16 protein-coding genes are annotated in these 18,423 nt (G+C 69.7%); 6 read left to right on the top strand and 10 right to left on the bottom strand.

Features of this window, described 5'->3' with window-relative positions; genetic code table 11:
• The first annotated feature begins 89 nt into the window (after positions 1 to 89).
• On the top strand, positions 90 to 1,481 hold the full coding sequence (locus BJ988_RS07565) for a purine-cytosine permease family protein (RefSeq protein WP_179657465.1): 1,392 nt from the start codon (positions 90 to 92) through the stop codon (positions 1,479 to 1,481).
• A 46-nt stretch (positions 1,482 to 1,527) separates the two neighbouring features.
• Here the strand turns inward: BJ988_RS07565 and BJ988_RS07560 are convergent, their stop codons facing one another.
• Genes BJ988_RS07560 through BJ988_RS07540 form a run of 5 tightly spaced genes read right to left on the bottom strand, consistent with a single transcriptional unit; the run spans position 1,528 to position 6,176 of the window.
• The gene (locus tag BJ988_RS07560; RefSeq protein WP_179657464.1) at positions 1,528 to 2,445 is read right to left on the bottom strand and encodes a LysR family transcriptional regulator; all 918 of its coding nucleotides are present in this window, start codon (positions 2,443 to 2,445) and stop codon (positions 1,528 to 1,530) included.
• A 39-nt stretch (positions 2,446 to 2,484) separates the two neighbouring features.
• Positions 2,485 to 3,924: an aspartate ammonia-lyase gene (locus BJ988_RS07555; protein ID WP_179657463.1), complete on the bottom strand. Its 1,440-nt coding sequence runs from the start codon at positions 3,922 to 3,924 to the stop codon at positions 2,485 to 2,487.
• Positions 3,921 to 5,060, bottom strand: coding sequence for a M20 family metallopeptidase (locus BJ988_RS07550; protein WP_179657462.1), 1,140 nt, complete (start codon positions 5,058 to 5,060; stop codon positions 3,921 to 3,923). Before BJ988_RS07550 ends, BJ988_RS07555 begins: the two co-directional genes overlap by 4 nt.
• 4 nt (positions 5,061 to 5,064) lie before the next feature.
• A complete protein-coding gene (locus tag BJ988_RS07545) occupies positions 5,065 to 5,733 on the bottom strand; it encodes a DUF1028 domain-containing protein (RefSeq protein WP_179657461.1) in 669 nt (222 codons plus the stop codon).
• Positions 5,730 to 6,176 carry a Rid family hydrolase gene (locus BJ988_RS07540; RefSeq protein ID WP_179657460.1) on the bottom strand — a complete coding sequence of 149 codons (447 nt, stop codon included), beginning with the start codon at positions 6,174 to 6,176 and terminating at the stop codon, positions 5,730 to 5,732. The genes BJ988_RS07545 and BJ988_RS07540 overlap by 4 nt, the downstream gene beginning before the upstream one ends.
• Positions 6,177 to 6,346: 170 nt before the next feature.
• On the opposite strand from BJ988_RS07540, the gene BJ988_RS07535 reads away from it, so the two are divergent.
• The 3 genes from BJ988_RS07535 to BJ988_RS07525 all read left to right on the top strand — a co-directional run bounded on the left by BJ988_RS07535 (position 6,347) and on the right by BJ988_RS07525 (position 9,855).
• Positions 6,347 to 7,606, top strand: a complete 1,260-nt coding sequence (locus BJ988_RS07535) for a flavin-containing monooxygenase (RefSeq protein WP_179657459.1) — start codon at positions 6,347 to 6,349, stop codon at positions 7,604 to 7,606.
• Between the two features lie 415 nt (positions 7,607 to 8,021).
• The gene (locus BJ988_RS07530) at positions 8,022 to 9,263 is read left to right on the top strand and encodes an HNH endonuclease signature motif containing protein (protein ID WP_179657458.1); all 1,242 of its coding nucleotides are present in this window, start codon (positions 8,022 to 8,024) and stop codon (positions 9,261 to 9,263) included.
• Complete coding sequence (locus BJ988_RS07525; RefSeq protein ID WP_343051528.1) at positions 9,238 to 9,855, top strand: AAA family ATPase; 618 nt, start codon at positions 9,238 to 9,240, stop codon at positions 9,853 to 9,855. The genes BJ988_RS07530 and BJ988_RS07525 overlap by 26 nt, the downstream gene beginning before the upstream one ends.
• 106 nt (positions 9,856 to 9,961) lie before the next feature.
• Here the strand turns inward: BJ988_RS07525 and BJ988_RS07520 are convergent, their stop codons facing one another.
• The 3 genes from BJ988_RS07520 to BJ988_RS07510 are packed head-to-tail and all read right to left on the bottom strand — an operon-like array spanning position 9,962 to position 15,050.
• Positions 9,962 to 12,028, bottom strand: a complete 2,067-nt coding sequence (locus BJ988_RS07520; protein ID WP_179657457.1) for an oxidoreductase — start codon at positions 12,026 to 12,028, stop codon at positions 9,962 to 9,964.
• Positions 12,025 to 13,539, bottom strand: a complete 1,515-nt coding sequence (locus BJ988_RS07515) for an APC family permease (protein ID WP_179657456.1) — start codon at positions 13,537 to 13,539, stop codon at positions 12,025 to 12,027. Before BJ988_RS07515 ends, BJ988_RS07520 begins: the two co-directional genes overlap by 4 nt.
• A gap of 26 nt (positions 13,540 to 13,565) precedes the next feature.
• On the bottom strand, positions 13,566 to 15,050 hold the full coding sequence (locus BJ988_RS07510; protein ID WP_218860656.1) for an aldehyde dehydrogenase: 1,485 nt from the start codon (positions 15,048 to 15,050) through the stop codon (positions 13,566 to 13,568).
• A gap of 99 nt (positions 15,051 to 15,149) precedes the next feature.
• Between BJ988_RS07510 and BJ988_RS07505 the strand changes: the two genes are divergently transcribed.
• The gene (locus tag BJ988_RS07505; RefSeq protein WP_179657454.1) at positions 15,150 to 15,803 is read left to right on the top strand and encodes a TetR/AcrR family transcriptional regulator; all 654 of its coding nucleotides are present in this window, start codon (positions 15,150 to 15,152) and stop codon (positions 15,801 to 15,803) included.
• A 2-nt stretch (positions 15,804 to 15,805) separates the two neighbouring features.
• Here BJ988_RS07505 and BJ988_RS07500 read toward each other — a convergent pair whose 3' ends face one another.
• Positions 15,806 to 16,411: a hypothetical protein gene (locus BJ988_RS07500; protein ID WP_179657453.1), complete on the bottom strand. Its 606-nt coding sequence runs from the start codon at positions 16,409 to 16,411 to the stop codon at positions 15,806 to 15,808.
• Positions 16,412 to 16,484: 73 nt separating this feature from the next.
• Complete coding sequence (locus BJ988_RS07495) at positions 16,485 to 17,687, bottom strand: MFS transporter (RefSeq protein WP_179657452.1); 1,203 nt, start codon at positions 17,685 to 17,687, stop codon at positions 16,485 to 16,487.
• A 48-nt stretch (positions 17,688 to 17,735) separates the two neighbouring features.
• Between BJ988_RS07495 and BJ988_RS31280 the strand changes: the two genes are divergently transcribed.
• Positions 17,736 to 18,392: an FCD domain-containing protein gene (locus BJ988_RS31280; protein WP_179657451.1), complete on the top strand. Its 657-nt coding sequence runs from the start codon at positions 17,736 to 17,738 to the stop codon at positions 18,390 to 18,392.
• The last annotated feature ends 31 nt before the right edge of the window (positions 18,393 to 18,423 follow it).

Below are 18,423 nucleotides of genomic sequence, written 5' to 3'. Positions count from 1 at the left end.
CGATGCCCTATGCCAAAAGGATTCGTTTGCCAGAGGAACGGCCGAGTCACGACCATGGTGGGGCGCCTCACACCCATTGGAGAATGACCATGTCTGACCAGCCAGTCGTCGAGAAGCACACCATCGGCTACGTCCCACCCGAGGACCGCCATGGCAAGGTGCGCGACCTGTTCACCCTGTGGTTCGGGACGAACATCGCCCCCTTGCCTGTCGTCACCGGCGCCGCCGGTGTCACCGTCTTCGGACTCGACCTCTTCTGGTGCGTCGTGGCCATCGTCGTCGGCCACCTCGTGGGCGGCGTCTTCATGGCACTGCACTCGGCCCAGGGCCCGCAGATGGGCATCCCGCAGATGATCCAGAGCCGCGGCCAGTTCGGCTCCTACGGCGCGCTGATCGTCGTCGTGATCGCGGCCGTGATGTACCTGGCGTTCTTCGCCTCCAACATCGTTCTCGCCGGTCAGTCCCTGCACGGCATCGCCGAGCCGATCCCGGTCGGGGCGGGCATCGTCATCGGTGCGCTCGGATCCGGCCTGATCGCGGTGATCGGCTACAAGGTGATCCACTCGCTCAACAAGGTCGCCACCTGGGTCCTCGGCATCGCCATCGTTCTCGGCACCGTCGCCATCTTCGTCTCCGGCCTGCCCGCGGGCTTCTGGACGCAGGGCGAGTACAGCACCGCCGGCTTCCTCGCCACCGTGTCGCTCGGTGCGCTGTGGCAGATCGCCTTCGCTCCGTACGTCTCGGACTACTCCCGCTACCTGCCGGCGAGCGTCGGGGTGAAGGCGACCTTCACCGCCACCTACCTCGGCTGCACCCTCGGCTCGATCCTGCCGTTCACCTTCGGCGCCATCGTCGCGCTGGCGATGACTTCGGGTGTGGAGGTCATGACCGGGGTCCGCGACACCACCGGTGCGTTCGGGACCCCGCTGCTGGTCCTCTTCCTGCTGTCGGTGATCAGTCACAACGCGCTCAACCTCTACGGCACCGTGCTCTCGATCATCACCTGTGTCCAGACGTTCGTCGCCAGCTGGATCCCGACCGCCCGCAGCCGCGTGGTGCTGTCGCTGGTGGTGATGGCCGCCTCGACGTACTTCGCCATCGGCGTCTCGGGCAACTTCATCTCGTACTTCGTCGACATCGTGCTCGCGCTGCTCGTGGTGCTGGTCCCGTGGACAGCGATCAACCTGATCGACTTCTACCTGATCCACCGCGGCAACTACGACCTCGACTCGATCTTCGCGGCCGACGGCGGCATCTACGGCCGGTTCAACGGCCAGGCGATCCTCGCCTACGCGATCGGCATCCTCGTCCAGATCCCGTTCATGGCGACCCCGCTCTACACCGGGCCGGTCGCGGAAAGCCTGGGCGGCGCCGACCTGAGCTGGATCCTGGGCCTGGTCGTCACGGCGCCGGTCTACTACCTGCTGGCGCGCGGCCGCAAGCTCGCTCCGAGCGAGATGGCCCTCACCTCGCACGCCTGAGACACAGCGCTCCAGCCACCAGCACTTCCCCGGCGGGAAGGTCGCCTCAGCGGCCTTCCCGCCGTCGCGCTGCGCGACCCGAGGAGCGGACGAAAGCCTGGGCGCGGGCGGTGAGGCGCACGCCCTTCATCGAGGCCAGCACGACCTCGAGCGGCTCGATGGGGTCGCTGATCTCGAGGGTCACGATCTGCGCACCGTCGTACGTCGTGTCGCTGGCCGGGCGCTGGTTGAGGACCGACCATCCCTGACCGTTGGCGACCATGGCCCGGACGGTCTCGAAGCCGGCGCTGCGGTGGCGGATCTCGGGACGGAAGCCGGCCGACTCGACCAGGCGCTCGAAGTACTGGCCGCTGTGCGGCAGGTCGAGGAGCACCATCGGCTCCTTCTCGAGCTCGGCGAGAGCGACCTTCTTGCGGCGGGCCAGCCGATGACCCTTGCCGACGAGGACGTACGGCGCGGCGAGCCCGACCTGGACGTGGTCGATGTCGTCGTCGAGGTCGTAGCCGTACATGAGCGCCAGCTCGCAGCGACCCGAGCGCAGCGCCTGCTTGAGCGCCGCGTGCTCGTCCTCGACAACGGAGATGTGGATGCCGGGATGGTCCTGCTCGCAGGCGGCCAGCAGCCGCGGCAGCTCGAAGGGGCCCAGCGTGGCGAAGCAGCCGATGGTGAGATCGCCGACGAGCGCCTGACCGGCCGAACGCGCGACCTCGACCAGCTCGTTCGTGTGCACGAGATAGCTGCGCAGCTCGCGGTAGAACTCCTCGCCGGCCGACGTCAGCGTCAGGCCGCGGGCGTGGTGGCGCAGCAGCAGCTGGACGCCCAGCTCCTTCTCCAACTGCGCCACCGCCGTGGAGACGGCCGACTGCGAGACCACGAGCTGCCGCGACGCGGCGGTCATGCTGCCCAGCTCCGCGGCTGCGGCGAAGTAGCGCAGCTGGGTCAGGGTGAAGGACGGCTCGGCCATGCGAGCCATCTTGCCCGAACCATCGGATCTCGCGATCGACTACTCCCGTGTCGCCACGTTGGTGCCGGGCACGTCGAGGTTCGCCAGCGTCTCGGGCCGCAGCAGAGCGTCGAGCACGACCGGGTCGAGCACGCCGGTGGCCAAGGCCAGGTCCCTGACCGCTCCCTCGCCACTGAGCGCGGCCTTGGCGATCTCCGCGGACCTCGCGTAGCCGAGCAGCGGGGTCAGCGCGGTGGCGAGGCCGGCGTTGGTGGCGGCTGCGGTCGCGAGCGCCGCGGCGTCGACGGTGATCCCGTCCACGCACATCTCGCGCAGCGAGTCGAACGCGGACGCGGTCCAGCTGAAGCCTTGGAGCAGGCCGTGGCCCATGACCGGCTCGAACGCGTTGAGTTGGAGCTGGCCGGCCTCGGCCGCCATGGTGACGGTCAGGTCGTTGCCGATCACCCAGAAGGCGACCTGGTTGACCATCTCCGGGATGACCGGGTTGACCTTGCCGGGCATGATGCTCGACCCGGCCTGGCGGGCCGGCAGCTGCAGCTCGCCGAGACCGGCCTGCGGGCCGGAGCTGAGCAGCCGGAGGTCGTTGCAGATCTTGGAGGCCTTGACGACGATCCGCTTCAGCACGCTGGAGACCTGCACGAAGGCGCCGGTGTCGCTGGTCGCCTCGACGAGGTCACCGGCGCCGACGACCGGCAGACCGGTGATCTCGGCGAGGTGCTGGACGGCGAGTCGCCGGTAGTCGGGGTGGGCGGTGATCCCCGTGCCGATCGCAGTGGCCCCGAGGTTGATCTCGCACAGCAGCATGCGTGAGTCGGCCAGCCGCGCCAGCTCCTCGCGCAGCGTGGTGGCGAAGGCACCGAGCTCTTGGCCGACCGTCATCGGGACGGCGTCCTGGAGCTGCGTACGGCCGATCTTGGGGACGGCGCGGAACTCGGCCGCCTTGCGGGCGAACGAGTCGGCGAGGGCGTCGGTCGCCTCGGCCAGGCGGTCGATCGCCCCGACGAGGGCGAGCCGGACCGCGGTCGGGTAGACGTCGTTGGTCGACTGGCAGCGGTTCACGTGGTCCAGGGGGTGGATCTCGTCGTAGCTGCCGAAAGGCAGGCCCAGGGCCTCCAGGGCACGGTTGGCGACGACCTCGTTGGCGTTCATGTTGGTCGAGGTGCCGGCGCCGCCCTGGATCACGTCGACCACGAACTGGTCGTCGAGACCACCGTCGCGGACCTCCTGCGCGGCGGCTGCGATCGCCTCGTACCGGCGGTCGTCGAGCAGGCCGAGATCGTGGTTGGCGCGGGCCGCGGCGAGCTTGACCGCCCCGAGCGCGGCGACGAGCGAGCGGTGGGTTCCGACCGTGGTGCCGCTGACGGGGAAGTTCCGCAGCGCGCGGGCGGTGTGCACGCCCCAGTACGCCGTCGCGGGCACTTCGAACGCGCCGAGCGAATCGTGCTCGGTGCGGGTGGGCGGGGCGTCGAGGGTGGTCATCGTGCCGTCGCCTCCTCGGCCACGTCGAGTGCGGTCCACGCCAGCGCGGTCGCGGCGTCGAGGATCGCCTTCTCGGCGTCCCCGCCGACGCAGTGCGCGGCGAACTCGGGCTGGTGGTTGAGGGCGGTCCCGGAGTTGATGCCGACGTAGGGGTGGATCGCCGGGAGGACCTGCGACACGTTGCCCATGTCGGTGGAGGCTCGGTTCATCCGGCGAGCAGGAGTCCCCGGGTCGAAGACCCGGCCGATCTCCTCGGCATTGCGCCGGTACGCCGCCAGTGCGGGCTCGAAGGTGCGGAACTCGGCGTACGGCTTGCTTTCCGGCTCGACAGCGAGCGTCGCGCCGGTGGCGAGCGCCCCGGCCTCGAAGCAGCGCCAGACCTTCTCCTCCGTCTCGGCGAGCTGGGCGAGGCTCTCGGCGCGTACGTACCAGCGACCCTCGGTCCGCGCGGGGATGGCGTTGGGCGCCTCTCCCCCGTTGGTCATCACGCCGTGCACGCGAACGGTCGGCGGAAGCTGCTGTCGGAGCAGGCCGATCGCGACCTGGGCGATGGTGAAGGCGTCGGCGGCGTTGACGCCCTGCTCGGGATAGGCGGCCGCGTGGGCCGCCTTTCCGCGGTACTCGACGTGCGAGTGGGACACCGCGAACGGCTCGGCCTCGGCGACGTCGACCGGCGCCGGGTGGGCCATCATCGCCAGGTCCAGGCCGGCGAAGGCGCCGCGCTCGAGCAGCTCGATCTTGCCGCCGCCGCCCTCCTCGGCGGGGGTGCCGTAGACCTCGATCGTCAGGCCGGCGGCATCGGCCAGCGGGGCGAGCGCACGGGCGGCACCGACGGTGATCGCGGAGATCAGGTTGTGGCCGCAGGCGTGCCCGAGGCCGGGGAGGGCGTCGTACTCGGCGCACAGGCCGAGGCGGAACGGTCCGTTGCCGAACGTCGCCAGGAACGCGGTCTCCAGGCCGAGGTAGGCCGGAGTCACGCTGAACCCGGCCTCCTCGAGCGACTCCGCGACCCAGCGCGAGGAGCTGTGCTCCTCCCACGCGGTCTCGGGGTGGGCATGCAGCTGCTCGGAGAGCCGGACGAGGCGCTCGGCATCGCTGCCGACCGTGGACGCGGCGTGCTGCTTCGAGGTGGTCATCGGCTCACTCGTCCCCGGGGACGCCGTAGGACGGCGCGGTGGTGGGGTCGAGGCCGCGGGTCACGTAGTCGTCGCGCTGCGGCAGCCAGACCTTCAGCAGGTCGCGGAGGTCCTCGACCGGGTGGTCGCTCCAGTCGACCCGGAGGTCGGTGACTCGCCAGGCGACGTCGCGCACCACGGACAGTCCCGCGGAGTGCAGCGGTCCGGCCTCGCCGCCGGCGGCCAGCCCGGCTTCGAGAGCGGCGAGCAGCCGCTCCTCGAGGTCTCCGGTCGCGGCCCGGAACCCTGCGGCCACGGCGTCGACGACCTCGGTGCCGGCCAGCAGGTTGCCGGCGGCGACGACCTGCTGGGCGACCACGTGATGGTGGACCCCAAGCGACCCGGACCCGCTGTACGCCTCGCCCCGCCCGTCGAGAGACAGCACGGTCAGCTGGCGGTGCTCGATGTGCTCGCGGCCCTGGGTGACCGCGGCCATCGCGGCCCGGGCGTCGAGCCCTGAGGCGAGCGCGTCGAGCAGCTCGGTGCCCAGCCGCGGGTCGGTGATGTTCTGCGAGGAGGCGCCGCCGACACCGGGGCGCAGGTGGATGCAGCGCGCCGCGACGGCCGGGCTCGAGGAGGTCACGGCGATGCCGACGGCACCCTTGCCGTCGGTCGCGAGGACAGAGAAGGTCACTGCTGCTCCCCCGGGATCACGGCGATCGCGTCGACCTCGACCAGCCACTCCGGGCGGGCCAGGGCGGAGATGATCAGACCGGTGGAGATCGGGTGCACGCCCTTCGTCCAGCGGCCGATCGTCCGGTAGACCGTCTCGCGGTAGCGCGGGTCGACGATGTAGATGGTGAGCTTGACCAGGTGCTCCATCTGAGCGCCGGCCTCCTCGAGCAGCATCTTGATGTTGGCCATCGCCTGCTCGGTCTGCGCCTCGACGTCGCCGATGCCGACCGATTCGCTGGTGTCCAGGTCCTGCCCGATCTGGCCGCGCACGTAGACGGTGTTGCCCGCGACGACGGCCTGGCACAGGTCGTTGTCGAGGTTCTGCTCGGGATAGGTGACGCTGGTGTTGAACGGGCGGATCCGGGTGTGTCCGCCGACGACGATGCTCTTGTTGGTCTCCACGAAGACCAGTCCACCTCGTCGCGGAGCATGTGTCCAACAGATGTTTCCAAGGACTATCGTCAATGAATCAGATGCAATGTCCGTCAGCGAGCACTGCATCGATCGATCCGATGGATAAGGCCAACAACATCTGTTGGACACGAGCAACGAGGCGGCCCAGGATTTCCAGTATGTCCAACGAACAGATCGAGGTCCTCGTCGTAGGCGCCGGCCAGGCCGGCGTGGCGATGAGCGAGCACCTGAGCGACAACGGCGTACCCCACCTCGTGCTGGAGCGTGACCGGATCGCCGAGCGCTGGCGCACGATGCGCTGGGACTCGCTCGTCGCGAACGGCCCGGCCTGGCACGACCGATTCCCTGGCCTGGAGTTCCAGGACGTCGACGCGGACGCGTTCGCGACCAAGGACCAGGTCGCAGCGTACTTCGAGGCGTACGCCGAGAAGATCGCCGCCCCGATCCGGACCGGTGTCGAGGTCACCTCGGTGACCCGCAATCAGGGCCGGCCGGGCTTCCGGGTCGAGACCTCCGACGGCGTGATCGACGCGCGGTTCGTCGTCGCCGCGACCGGCCCGTTCCAGCGGCCGGTCTACCCGCCGATCGTCCCCGACGGCGCCGTCGCGGTGCAGATGCACTCGAGCGACTACCGCAACCCCGACCAGCTTCCCGACGGCAACGTCCTCGTCGTCGGCGCCGGCTCCTCCGGTGTCCAGATCGCCGACGAGCTGCAGCGCGCCGGCCGTCAGGTCCACCTCTCCGTCGGCCCGCACGACCGTCCCCCGCGCAGCTACCGCGGCCGCGACTTCTGCTGGTGGCTCGGCGTCCTCGGTCTGTGGGACCTCGAGACCCCGGCCGCCGGCGCGGAGCACGTCACGATCGCCGTCAGCGGCGCCCGCGGCGGCCACACCGTCGACTTCCGCGCCCTCGAGGCGAGCGGGATCCAGCTCGTCGGTATGACCGACACCTACGACGCCGGCACGCTCACCTTCCGTGAGGATCTGGCCGAGAACATCGCCCAGGGCGACGCCAACTACCTCGCACTCCTCGACGCCGCCGACGAGTACGCCGCCCGCAACGGCATCGACCTGCCCGAAGAGCCGTCGGCCCGCAACCTCGGCCCCACCCCGCAGGCCGCGACCACCCCGCTGCTCTCCCTCGACCTGGCCGAGGCCGGCATCACCACGGTGATCTGGGCGACGGGCTTCGCAACCGACTACAGCTGGCTGCAGGTCGATGCGCTCGACGAGAACGGCCGCCCGGCCCACCGCCGCGGCGTCTCCACCGAGCCCGGTGTCTACTTCGTCGGCCTCCCCTGGCTCTCCCGCCGTGGCTCGTCCTTCATCTGGGGCGTGTGGCACGACGCCAAGCACGTCGCCGGCCACATCGCGACCCAGCGCAGCTACGCGGCGTACGACCGTCAGGCGCGCGGCTGATCATCGGCGCTAGTGGTGGTGCCTGAGTTCCAGCGTGGGTGGGGCCGATACCGGGCTTGGGTTGGGAGATTTAGAGGCTTGGGCGTCTGGGTGAGGTGCCATTTGGCTGTCTTGCGGGCTTCCAGCAGCGGTCTGGCTTGGGTTTGGGATATCTGTCCCTGATTGGGTTCATTGGTTTGCGTTGTGTGATAGGCTCGGCACAGGCGTAAACGTGAAGGCCGACCACCTCAAAAGAGGCGTGCCTCATCCATCCGAGACACAACGGGTGTGGGGTAATCCAGGGGAACCAGGGGCGTGAACGCTGAGCTGCGAGGGTAAGTAATAGCCCGTACTGCCGGGCCTCCGAGACCAGCGAACCAACCGGGATTCTGCACAGGCAGAAACCCTTGAGTTCGTACGTCGGGAGGTGACCGTGATGACCACGCTGCAACAACCGCAACACCCTGTGCTTTCGGCCGTGGTCGCGGTCACCGCCTCCCTTGGCGAGATCTCTGAGGCGAACCCGTCGTTCATGGCCACCGATCAGAAGGCCGCCACCCTGCTCGAGATCGCCCGCGCCAAAGCCCAGCTGGCCGAGCTCGAGCTCCGCGTGCTCGCGACCGCGGATGACGTCGCGGCCGAGAGCGCCGCCCGCGATGTCGCGGCCTGGCTGCATCACCACACCCGCCAACGCCCCGAGACCCTGCGCACCGACCTCCGGCTCGCTGAGGCACTGGACCGGACCTACCACCAGGTCGCGGCGGCGATGCGCGCCGGTGCCTGCAACGCTGCCCAGGCTCAGGAGATCGTCAACGCCCTCGACGACCTCCCCGCCGGCCTCGACCCAGAGATCCGGGTCAAGGCCGAAGAGACCCTGGTCGCCTATGCGCGTCAGTTCGACCCCACCCGGCTCCGCCGCCTCGGACGCCGGATCCTCGATGTCATCGCCCCCGAGATCGCCGAGGCCGAGGAAGCCAAACGGCTCGCGGCCGAGGAAGCCCACGCCCGCAAGAAGACCCGCCTGGCGATGCGGCGCCTCGGGGACGGCACCACCCGGATCTCCGCGGTCATCCCGGATGCGGCTGCGGACCGGCTGGCCACCAACCTCGAGGCCTTCGCCTCACCCCGACGCGACGACGGCACCCGCACCGAGACCGGCGACTACCTGCCCTATGACCGGCGGCTGGGCCGGGCGTTCTGCCAGATGCTGGAGACCCTCGACCCGACCCGCCTTCCGATCCACGGCGGCGATGCCACCACGGTGATCGTGACCATCGATATCGACCAGCTCCGCAAGGAAGCCGGCATAGCCCAGGTCGTGGGCGGCTCCCCGATCACCGCGGCCGAGGCCCGGCGGCTGGCCTGCACCGCCAACATCATCCCCGCCGTTCTCGGCGGCGCCTCGGAGGTCCTGGACTTCGGCCGCAAGGAACGCCTCTTCACCGCCGCCCAACGCCGAGCATTGTTGCTCCGCTCGGCGACCTGTGAGGCCGAAGGCTGCGACATCCCCGGCACCTGGGCCGAAGCCCACCACTGGATCGCCTGGGCCCAAGGCGGCCTGACAGACATCGACAACGCGTCACTGCTCTGTGCCCATCACCACCACCGCGCCCACGACGCGGCATATCTCCACGAACGCCTACCCAACGGCGATGTTCGCTTCACCAGGCGCAGATAAGCCGAATCACCGAGCAGAATCATTGCGACCCGTCGGCTTCGAACCATCCAGATCAGCGATGAGCGGAGCGTTGCAAGTCTCAACGTCGGTGGCGGAGCGTAATCTCCGCCTAGTGGCAGTGAACAGGAGTCCAGGCCCCCGCGTCGTGATGATGTGCGGGCCAGGTGGTGCAGGAAAGACCACATATGCCAAGCGCTTGGAGCGCGAGAGCTGGACGCGTTTGTCGTTCGAGGTGGAGTTCTGGGATCGCGGAATCACGACGATGCCGTCCGCCGAAGTGGTCGCCGAGGTGGCAGCAGACCTGAAGGCGCGCTTGCTGCACCATGTCGCGGCGGGGAACGATGTCGTGCTCGACTTCGGATTCTGGTTCCGGCGACAACGCGATGAGTTCCGCGCACTGCTCGCACCCGAAGGCATCGTGCCGGAGACTGTCTACATCGCGACGAGTCTTGAGACCATCCTGGGCCGGGTCGGTGACCGACACGGCAGGCAGGCGGACGATTGGCCGCTCACCGAGCAGACGGCGACTGAATACTTCGCGAGGTTCGAGCCGCCGACGCCCGAGGAGGGACCGCTCAAGGTGGTCCGCTAGGCACTACGAGCAGTCCCCTGGGGACGGCACCTGGTTGAAGGCTCGGACCCACGAGGAAGCCCGAGCCTTCAACGTTTCCACACCCACCCAACCGCGCCGCCCGGCCTCAGGCCAGCTGGGTCACCTCGCGCCGGAACGGCACCTCGTCGTTGGAGGGCAGGACGGCGTCGAACTCCTCGGCCGCGCGCCGGCCGGACCACACCGCGGCCGCGATGGTGCCGGGCCCCCAGGAGTCGCCGATGCCGCGTACGGAGGCGATCTCGCCGGCGTCGCGACGGGCGACGAGGTCGACGTAGAGCTCCTCGCGCGGGAGGCGGGCGGTCACCATGACGACGGCGTCGCAGTCGAGATCGCGCTCGAGGCCCGCGTAGACGTCCTTGATCCGGACGCCGCCGACCCCGACGGAGACGACCGCGTGGTCGGTCACCCGGGCGATGTCGCTCTCGATCAGGCGCCGCTGGATCCGGTTGACCTCGAAGGTGTTGTTGGTCCAGGACGACACCTGCGAACCGGTGGTGACGATCGAGACGTCGTAGCCCGACTGCTCGAGCAGCTCGGCGACGACACCACCCAGGTAGTAATGGTCGTCGTCGTAGACGACGACCTTCTTGCCCTCGGGCAGACGGCCGGCGAAGAGGTCGTCCGGGCCGAGCACCTGCATGCCCTCGGCGATCGGCATCGCGGTGGTGTGGAAGCGCGCGACACCGTCGGTGCGCCAGGTGGCGCCGGTCGCGGTGATGACGTGCTCGAAGCCGAACTCGACGATGTCCTCGCCGGTCATCGGGCTCTCCCGGTAGATCTCGACGTTGGCGAGCTCGGCGAGGGCGGCCTCGCGGTACTCCTTGACCCGGCCCCACGCGGACAGACCCGGCAGCTTCGACTCCGCGGTGACCCGGCCCCCGAGGTCGCGGCCGGCCTCGGCCAGCACGACGTCGTAGCCGCGTACGCCGAGCGCGCGAGCGGCCTCCAGACCGGAGGGACCGGCGCCGACGACCAGGATGCGGGAGTCGCTCTCCTTCGTGCGGATCCGCTCCGGGTGCCAGCCGCGGCGCCACTCCTCCCCCATGCTCGGGTTCTGGGTGCAGCGGATCGGCGACATGGTGAGGTCGCCGGAGACGCAGATGTTGCAGCCGATGCACTCCCGGATCAGGTTGAGCCGACCGTCGCGGATCTTGTTCGGCAGGAACGGGTCCGCGATGGACGGCCGCGCGGCGCCGATCAGGTCGAGGATGCCGGCCTTGACCTGGCGCACCATCGCGTCCGGCGAGGTGAACCGGCCGACGCCGACGACGGGCTTGGAGGTGAGCTTCTTCAGCCCGGCGACGAACTCCTCCTGGCGGCCCTCGGGGGCGAACCGCGAGGTGACCGAGTCGCCCTCCCAGCTGCCCATCGCGAAGTCCCACAGGTCCGGCAGCTCACCGAGATCGCGCAGCACGCCCTCGATGTCCTCGCGCGTGATGCCGCCGTCGATCTCCTCCTCGACCGTGATCCGGCAGGCGACCGCGGCCCGGCCGGCGACCTCGTCGACGGTGTCCTCGAGGAGCTCGCGCAGCAGCCGCATCCGGTTCTCGAGCGAGCCACCGTACGCGTCGGTGCGGTTGTTGTAGCGCCGCGAGAGGAAGTGGTGCGGGGTGCCGTAGCCGTGGGCGCCGTAGACGTAGACGACGTCGTAGCCGGCCTCGAGCGAGCGGCGTACGGCATTGCGGTGCCAGCGCCGCAGGTCCTCGATGTCCTGCAGCGACATGGCGCGGGCCTGGACCGGCGCGATCGTGTCGGGGGCCACCGGAAGGTGGGCGGGGCCCAGCGGGGTCTCGCGGCTGATCTGGTTCGGGGCGTTCATGCCGTTGTGGGCGAGCTCGATGCCGGCCAGGCCGCCGCCCTCGTGGATCGCGTCGGCGATCCGCCTGAGCGCGGGCAGGTCCTGGTCGTCCCAGATCCGCAGCTCGATGAACGGCGCGATGTCGGAGGTCGGGTGGATCTCCACCTGCTCGGTGCACACCACCGACCAGCCGCCCTCGGCCTTGATCTTGCGCATCGCCGCCTGGGCGCTGGGGTCGCGGTAGCCCATGCCGTTGCAGTGGGGCACCTGGTAGAAGCGGTTCTTCGTGGTGAACGGCCCGATCTGGACGGGCTCGAACAGGATGTCGTACGGCGCGGGGGTCTGGTCGGTCATCGGGTGGGCTCCTCGGTGGGAACGGACGGGACGGGTGCGCCGACCTCGGCGCGGACGCGGGCACCACGGGCGTACCCGATGCCGCAAAGCAGGAGCAGGCAGCCGAGGGTGCCGAGCGTGAAGGCCTCGAAGGTCAGGCGGCTCACGCCCCAGATCTCCTCGAACGGGTACGCCACTCCGAACAGCCGCTCGAGGGTGCCGGGGAAGACCGCGACCCACGAGCCGAGCAGGACCCAGGCGAAGGCCGACCAGCCGAGCACCGCGAAGCCGCGGTCGGAGACGGGCACGCGGAACGGGCGCGGGCGGTCGGGATAGCGGGTACGCAGCCGGATCGCGGCGGGGATGACCAGCAGGTAGCTGAGCAGGAAGGTCGAGATCGAGATGGTGAGCACGACGCCGAAGATCGACGCACCGGACCCGGTCACCTGCATCGCGACGATCATGAACACCGTCGAGACGACGCCGGAGAGCATGTTGACCCGCACCGGCGTACCGAGACCCTCGTGGAAACGGCCGAAGAACCCACCGAAGAAGGAGCCGTCGGCAGCGGTCATCGCCTGCATCCGGTCGGAGATGATCATCCACGCGGCACCCTGGCTCATCAGGATGTAGACGAAGACGACGGCGGTGAGCGTGAGCAGCGGCTCGGCCGCGGGACCGTAGACCGAGTAGACGGTGCCGACGGCGTCGAGGAGCCCACCGATGCCGGTGATGTTCTCGCTGGGGACGACGAGCAGGATCGCGAAGATGGGCACCAGGTAGCAGACCGCAGCGGTCAGGCAGGAACGGAAGATCGAGACCGGTACGTCGCGAGCGGGGTTCTCCATCTCGCCGGCGGCGCTGTTGGAGGACTCGAAGCCGAGGTAGGCGAAGAGCAGGATCGGCACCGACCCGAACAGGCCGAGCAGGGTCGGGCTGAAGTCGCTGCCGCTGAGCTCGACCACGCCGTTCTGCGCGGCGTAGATGATCGTCGTCAGCACGAAGAAGGCGAGCAGGCTGACCTTGAGGATCGCGCCACTGGTCGGGAGCCACTTGCCCTTGCTGAGGCTGGCGATCGCCGCGACGACCGTGATCCAGATGAACACGATCTTGAACACGTAGTCACCGGCCGAGCCGTGCTCGAGCGGCGTGATGTAGACGCTCACGGTCTCCGCGGCGAGGAAGGCCATCGAGCCACCGACCCACACCGGCTGGGTGATCCAGGTGAGGATCGCCGCCACCGCGGCGGCCGGGCGTCCGAAGGCGTCCCGGACCCAGGTGTAGGCCCCGCCCTCCTCGCTGAACGCGGCGCCGGTCTCGGCGAAGATCAGTCCGTACGGCACGAGGAAGAAAATCGCGAGCACGAGCGCCCAGGTGAACGCCTCGGCGCCGTAGACCGAGACCTGCCCGAGGGTTTCGAGGCCGACGACGGCCGCGATGAGCAGGAAGATGATGTCGAAGCGTCGCAGCGTCTTGCGAAGATGCGTCTGTTGCTCGGCCGCGAGCGCGGTCGGCTGGTTGATCTGCGTCATGGTGGGTCCCTGGCTGGTCGGACGGGTCAGTGGTTGATCCAGACGGTCTTGAGACCGACGTACTTGTCGAGCGCGTGCAGCGAGAGATCACGCCCGAAACCGGAGCCCTTGAACCCGCCGAACGGGGTCCAGGCGCTGAAGGCGTCGACACCGTTCACGGTCACCGTGCCGGCGTGGATCCGTTCGGTGAGCCGGTGCGCGCGGCTCAGGTTGCTGGTCGCGACCGAGGCGGCCAGTCCGTACGGCGTGTCGTTGGCGAGCGCGACGGCCTCGTCCTCGGTGTCGAAGGCGGTGATCGCAAGGACCGGCCCGAAGACCTCTTCCCGGGCGAGGGTGGAGGCCGGGTCGACGTCGTCGAAGACGGTCGGCTGGACGTAGCAGTCGCTGCCGTCGCGGGTGATCCGCTCACCGCCGGTGACCAGGCGGGCGCCTGAGGTCTTCGCCTCGTCGACGAAAGCCATGATCCGGTCGGTCTGCTCGGGCGAGACGATCGCGCCCATTCCGGCGGCCGGGTCGAGCGGGTCTCCGGGAGCGTACGCCGCCGCCTCCTTGGCGACGAGGTCGACGAACTCCTCGTGGACCTCGCGCTGGACGAGGACGCGCGAGTGGGCGGAGCAGACCGCGCCCTGGTTGAACCAGATGCCGAGGGCTGTCTGCTTCGCGGTGGTGGCGAGGTCCTCGGCGTCGGCGAAGACGAGGTGCGGGCTCTTCCCGCCGCACTCGAGCCAGACCTGCTTGAGGTTCGACTGGCCGGCGTACTGCAGGAAGTACGCGCCGACCTCGGTCGAGCCGGTGAAGGCGAGCACGTCGACGTCGGGGTGGAGCCCGAGAGCACGACCGGTGGTCTCTCCCAGGCCGGGGACGACGTTGAGGACACCGTCGGGGATCCCGGCCTCGGCCGCGAGCTCGGCGATCCGCAGTGCCGAGGAGGGCGACTGCTCGGCGGGCTTGAGGACGACGCTGTTGCCCGCGGCCATCGCGGGAGCGACCTTCCAGGCGAGCATGTCGACCGGGTAGTTCCACGGCACGACCGCGCCGACGACGCCGAGCGGGACGCGGCGGATCAGGCCGAGAGTGCCTGGCGGGGTCGGGGCGACCTCGTCGTTGATCTTGTCGATCGCCTCGGCGTAGTAGCGAAACAGGTTCGCCGAGAACGGCAGGTCGAGGTCGTAGGCGTCCACGACCCGCTTGCCCATGTCGAGCGAGTCCAGCACCGCCAGCTCGGCGGCATGGTCGGCGAGGAGGTCGGCGAAGCGGAGCATCCGCTCGCGGCGGAAGGCCACCCCCGCCCGCGACCAGCCGCCGTCGTCGTACGCGGCCCGTGCCGCCCGCACGGCGGCGTCGACACCGGCCTCGCCCGCGTCGGCGACCTCTGCGAGCAAGGCGCCGGACGCGGGGTTGCAGTTCTCGAAGGAGCCCTCCGCGATGTCGATGGAACGACCGCCGACGAACGGACGCGTCCGGAGGCGGGCCTCGGCGGCGGTATCGAGCCAGTCCTGGTGAGTACGCACAAGCAATTCCTTTCTTTGCGCTTGACCGCAAATATGAGCCTCGCCACACCGGTTGTCAATCGTCCGCCCATGGATTTCACACAGGCGTTACGGTTGAGCATGGCTCGACGCAAGGACCAGGCCGCTCGGCGCGAACATCTGACCGCGGCAACGCTGACCGTGATCGCCACCCACGGCTTGGCCGGCGCCACGATGAAGAACATCGCCGCCGAGGCCGGCATCTCACCGCGCCTGATCGCCTACTACTACCCCGAGCTCGACGGCCTCATCGAGGCCGCCCACCAGGCCGCGACCGACCGCTACTACTGGTCCCGGCAGCGGGCGATCGAGGGCGACCTGTCCCCCACCGCGAAGCTCGGACGCCTGATGTACTCGGGCCTTCCCCGAGGTGAGGACCTCTTACTGAGCCAGGTCCTCGATGAGATCTCGGTCAACGCGAGCCGCAGCCCGATGCACGCGACGCTGATGACACTGCTCTTCGACCGCGAGGTCTCGCTCTACACCGCAGTGCTCGAGGTCGGCCGCGCGACAGACGTCTTCACGCTCACCGACTCGGCCGAGGCGATCGCCCGCAACTTCGTGGCCCTCGAGGACGCCTTCGGCCTCCACCTGCTCGCCCACAACTCGTCCCTGACCCTGGATCGGGCCGAGCAGCAGCTGGCCAGCTACGCCCACTCCGCACTCGGCGTCCGGGTCACCCCGATCGACCCTTCCCTGCCGAAGGACGCAAAGAACTCCGGCGTACGACCCTGACCTCAGGCCCGCCTGCGGGTCAACGCCTCGACGCCCCAGCAGGCGAGGCAGCCGAGCAGCGTGATGACCACGGTCGGGACGGCCGCCACCAGGTCGTACACGAAGATCTCACCGGCGATCGCCTCGTAGAGACGCCACGACCACTTCAGCCAGGCGATCGTCAGCACGACCGGCACGATCAGACCGATCAGCCACAGGAAGCCTCTGCGCCGAGCAACGCCCCACGCGGCCACCAGGCACACCGTGATGAACACGACGAGGAAGCGGACCACCCACAGCAACCATTCGCCGTGCGGCAGCTCGAACGAGCCCCGCGCCTGGAGGAAGGCGGCGACCAGCCAGTAGCAGGCGTAGAGCCAACCCGGGACCAGCAGGAGCGGTGCGGTGAGCTTGCGTACGAGGCTCCGCCCGCGCCAGACCAGCACCGCCGCGTACGTCAGGTAGACCAGCGTGAACAGCACGCCCTCGACCGCGAACTCCCCGGGGTAGCCGATCTCCCAGCGGATCTGGCTCAGGACCACCAGACGCGCGATCTCGGCCGCGATGACGATGACCGCCGCCACGACGGACAGTCCGACTCGATCCGGTCTCTCGGCGGCTGCGGTCATGCCCCGCAGTATCGCCGATCGTCGGGGTGCGCGCCTGAGGAACAGCCGTGTCGGCCGCCTCGAATCCGATGGCTCAGTCCTCGGCCCGGGCTCCGATGACGACCGGACGACCCGCGACGTACCCGGCGCAGACCTGGACGACCGCGAGGCCCAGCAGGAGTGAGATCGGGACCGACCACGAGCCGGTGGACTCGTGCAGCAGCCCGACGACGAACGCGCCGCCGGCTGCGAACAGGTAGCCGATGCTCTGCGCCATCGAGGAGAGCGCGGTGGTGCCGGCGGTGGTCGCGGTGCGGATGCTGAACAGGGTCAGGGTGACCGGGAAGACCGCACCGCCCACGCCGAGCAGCACCGCCCAGAGCCAGGCGCCTGCGACGGGAGCGAGTAGCAGGCCCGCGAATCCGACCGCCAGCAGCCCGGTCAGGACGGCGATCAGGTGGCCCTGCGACGAGGCGCGGATCGCAAGCGTGGGCGCCAGGAAGTACACCGGTACGCCGACCAGGATGCTCACCGCGAGCAGCAGCCCTGCCGTCGCGTGCCCGAAGCCGGCGTCGGCATAGATGCTCGGCAGCCAGCTCATCACGACGTACGCGAACAGGGACTGGGTGCCGAAGAGGAGCGTCACGGCCCACGCCACCGGCTCCCGCCACAACGAGACCCGGGCCCGGCCACCGCTGCGTACCTCGCGTTCGCGGAGATAGGGCAGCCACGCGACCAGGGCCACGACGGCGAGCAGAGCCCAGACGCCGAGGCCGACCCGCCAGCTTCCGGCCGCGTTCGCGATCGGCACGGTGACGCCGGCAGCGGACGCCGCGCCGAGCGACATCACCGCGCTGTAGGCGCCGGTGACCGTTCCGACGCGGTTCGGGAAGCCTTCCTTGACCACGGCCGGGAGCAGCACGTTGGCGAGGGCGATGCCGGCACACGCGACGAACGTGCCGACGAGCAGGAGCCAGGGGTCACCGACCACCCGGACCAGCAGCCCGGCCACCAGCAGACCGAGCGCGACCCCGATGCCGCGATGAACGCCGAGCCGGCGGGCGAGCGTCATGCCGGTCGCGCCGACGACTGCGAAGCACAGCACGGGCAGCGAGGTCAGGAAGGACTTGGTGCCGGCCGAGAGCCCGTCGAGGCTGTCGAGCAGGGCACCGAGGGACGTGATGCCGCCACGCAGGTTCGCTGCCACCAGCAGGACCGCGACAAACAGCCACACCGTCGACCGTACGGCTGTTTTCGACGACGAGGACTCGGGGCGGGACTGGATTCGGGAGGTCACACCCCCTAGGATGCCAGACATCGGATGATTGGATGAAAGGACGGCGCCGTGCCGCTCTCCGCCACCACTTCTCGCTCCCTCGTCGACCAGGCGATCGACGGGATGCGTGACCTGCTCGCCGACGGCGAGTGGACCGTCGGCACCCGCATCCCGGCCGAGCCGGAGCTGGCCGCGGCGCTCGGCGTCAGCCGGAACACGGTGCGCGAGGCCGTACGGGCCCTGGCCCACACCGGCGTGCTCGAGGTGAGACGCGGGGACGGGACGTACGTCGCCGCCGCCAACGAGGTGGCGGCGATGATGCGGCGCCGGGTCGGTCGGGTCGATCCGCAGCATGTCCTCGAGGTCCGCCAGGCGATCGAGACCCAGGCCGCGGCACTGGCCGCCGAGCGGCGCTCCGAGGACGACATGCGAGCGCTGACGGAGCTCATGGAACGGCGCGCGGCCGCCACCGCAGCCAAGGACGCCGACGCCTTCGCCGACGCCGACGCGGAGTTCCACCTCGGTGTGGTCACCGCGACCCACAACCCGCTCCTCATCGAGCTCTATGCGGGCTTCGAGGGCAACTTGCGCACGATGATCCACCTCGGCGACGAGACGACCGACCTCGCCGACGCGCATGTCGCCGTCTTCGACGCCATCCGCACTCAGGACCCTGGCGCCGCCGTGGCCGCCGTGACCGGCCTGCTCCACACGCTCGGGCGCTGACGCAGACGGGTGGGAGCCCGGAATCCCGAGC

This window comes from Nocardioides panzhihuensis, from assembly GCF_013408335.1.
Taxonomy (GTDB): Bacteria; Actinomycetota; Actinomycetes; order Propionibacteriales; family Nocardioidaceae; genus Nocardioides; species Nocardioides panzhihuensis.
The sequence above is the reverse complement of the archived record's forward strand: the minus strand, read 5'-3'. Positions and strand labels throughout refer to the sequence as shown.

Coding starts and splice junctions, on each gene's coding strand:
- BJ988_RS07565 (WP_179657465.1), top strand. CDS start 90: ATGTCTGACCAGCCAGTCGTCGAGAAGCACACCATCGGCTACGTCCCA.
- BJ988_RS07560 (WP_179657464.1), bottom strand. CDS start 2,445: ATGGCCGAGCCGTCCTTCACCCTGACCCAGCTGCGCTACTTCGCCGCA.
- BJ988_RS07555 (WP_179657463.1), bottom strand. CDS start 3,924: ATGACCACCCTCGACGCCCCGCCCACCCGCACCGAGCACGATTCGCTC.
- BJ988_RS07550 (WP_179657462.1), bottom strand. CDS start 5,060: ATGACCACCTCGAAGCAGCACGCCGCGTCCACGGTCGGCAGCGATGCC.
- BJ988_RS07535 (WP_179657459.1), top strand. CDS start 6,347: ATGTCCAACGAACAGATCGAGGTCCTCGTCGTAGGCGCCGGCCAGGCC.
- BJ988_RS07530 (WP_179657458.1), top strand. CDS start 8,022: ATGACCACGCTGCAACAACCGCAACACCCTGTGCTTTCGGCCGTGGTC.
- BJ988_RS07525 (WP_343051528.1), top strand. CDS start 9,238: ATGTTCGCTTCACCAGGCGCAGATAAGCCGAATCACCGAGCAGAATCA.
- BJ988_RS07520 (WP_179657457.1), bottom strand. CDS start 12,028: ATGACCGACCAGACCCCCGCGCCGTACGACATCCTGTTCGAGCCCGTC.
- BJ988_RS07515 (WP_179657456.1), bottom strand. CDS start 13,539: ATGACGCAGATCAACCAGCCGACCGCGCTCGCGGCCGAGCAACAGACG.
- BJ988_RS07505 (WP_179657454.1), top strand. CDS start 15,150: ATGGCTCGACGCAAGGACCAGGCCGCTCGGCGCGAACATCTGACCGCG.
- BJ988_RS07500 (WP_179657453.1), bottom strand. CDS start 16,411: ATGACCGCAGCCGCCGAGAGACCGGATCGAGTCGGACTGTCCGTCGTG.